This window comes from Frankia sp. Cppng1_Ct_nod, assembly GCF_920656135.1.
Lineage (GTDB): Bacteria > Actinomycetota > Actinomycetes > Frankiales > Frankiaceae > Protofrankia > Protofrankia meridionalis.
Window position 1 is genome coordinate 831 of the sequence record NZ_CAKKTK010000144.1, and the last position, 1,449, is coordinate 2,279.

Consider the following 1,449-nt stretch of genomic DNA (forward strand, 5'->3'; position numbering starts at 1 on the left):
AATAGAAAACGTGCGACACGAGGTCGCACGGAGTGAGAGAGCGAAACGATGGGAGGGTCGAGTGATCGACGATTTCGCTCCGGGCTAGTGCTCAAAGCCCGTCCCCGCCTTCGGCATGCGTCGCGGGTAACTGCGGGGTGTGGAGCCCGAGGGAAAGCCCAAGGGTCGGCGTTCCATCCGCTGGCTACAGGCAAGGGGAAGGCCGGAAAGGGTGAATACAAGTGAAGTCTCGATGAAGCCCCGTCAATTCCCAGCTCCGGAGATGGGACGTGCAACTGGAGTCTAGGGCCTGCCGTTGAGAAACGGCAGTGGTGGCTGAAGTGTTTTCGTCAGCCATGAGAGCACCACGGCCCCGGGGTATAGAGAACACCCGACACCGGCCGGGACTCATCCGTGTGAAACGTGGCAACCCCGTCACGGTCCGGCAGGACTGACCGCCTGCCGGTAGGCCGACCGCGAGGAAGGCGGAACCCCGTGCGGGCACAGGACGGCCAAGAAGCGAATGGTGGCATGCCGAAAGGCGACAGGAAAGTGGGGCAGACGGCTGATCCTTCCAGATGGCCGCCCCATATAACTGGCCGCATACCAGACCCGTGTCTGGACCCGAAAGGGAGCTGACATGAGCCGGGTGGCCCTTTGACGAGTCCATGCCCACAGACAGCCTGAATCCGACGGACAAGTTAGGCGCCAACACGATGGACACGACAACCACGGCGATCGATGTCGTGGGCTCTCGCGCGCCGGATGTCGCGGCGAACGGACCTGAGGACCTACTCGACTGGGACGCCGTCGACTGGCGTACACAGAACGAGCAGGTACGGCGACTACGGCAGAGGATCTTCAAGGCGGCGCAGGCAGGCGACCGGAAACAGGTCCGCAATCTGCAAAGGTTAATGCTCCGCAGCCGAGCCAACACGCTGGTCAGCGTCCGGCAGGTCAGCGAGCGCAACTCCGGCCGCCGCACCGCGGGCATCGACGGGAAGGTCGCGTTGACTTCCCACGCCAGGGCCGAGCTGGCGATGCGTCTGCATCGCCAGTCCATGCATTGGCAGGCGCTGCCCGTACGGCGGGTGTACATACCCAAGAAAGGCGGGAAACGCCCGCTCGGGATACCTGTGATCGCCGATCGTGCCCAGCAGAATCGGGTACGTAACGCGCTCGAACCCGAGTGGGAAGCCCGGATGGACCAGCGCCAGTACGGGTTCCGTCCGGGCCGAGGGTGCCACGACGCGATCCGGATCATCCACACGGTTCTCTGCGGAGAACAAAGCAAAAGATTGTGGGTCCTGGACGCGGACTTGAAATCGGCATTCGACCGGCTCGACCACAACCACCTGCTTCGCATCCTCGGGACGTTTCCCGCCAAGGAACAGATCCGAGGCTGGCTGAAGGCGGGCGTGGTCGATCGTCACCGGTACGCCCCGACCGACGAGGGCACCCCTCAAGGCG

At 63.7% G+C, this 1,449-nt stretch carries 1 protein-coding gene; it reads left to right on the plus strand.

Annotation, left to right across the window (positions count from 1 at the left end; translation table 11 throughout):
• Positions 1 to 695: 695 nt before the first annotated feature.
• Positions 696 to 1,449, plus strand: a 754-nt coding sequence (locus NBW77_RS21835) for a reverse transcriptase N-terminal domain-containing protein (protein ID WP_250280275.1), incomplete at its 3' end; no start/stop codon positions are given.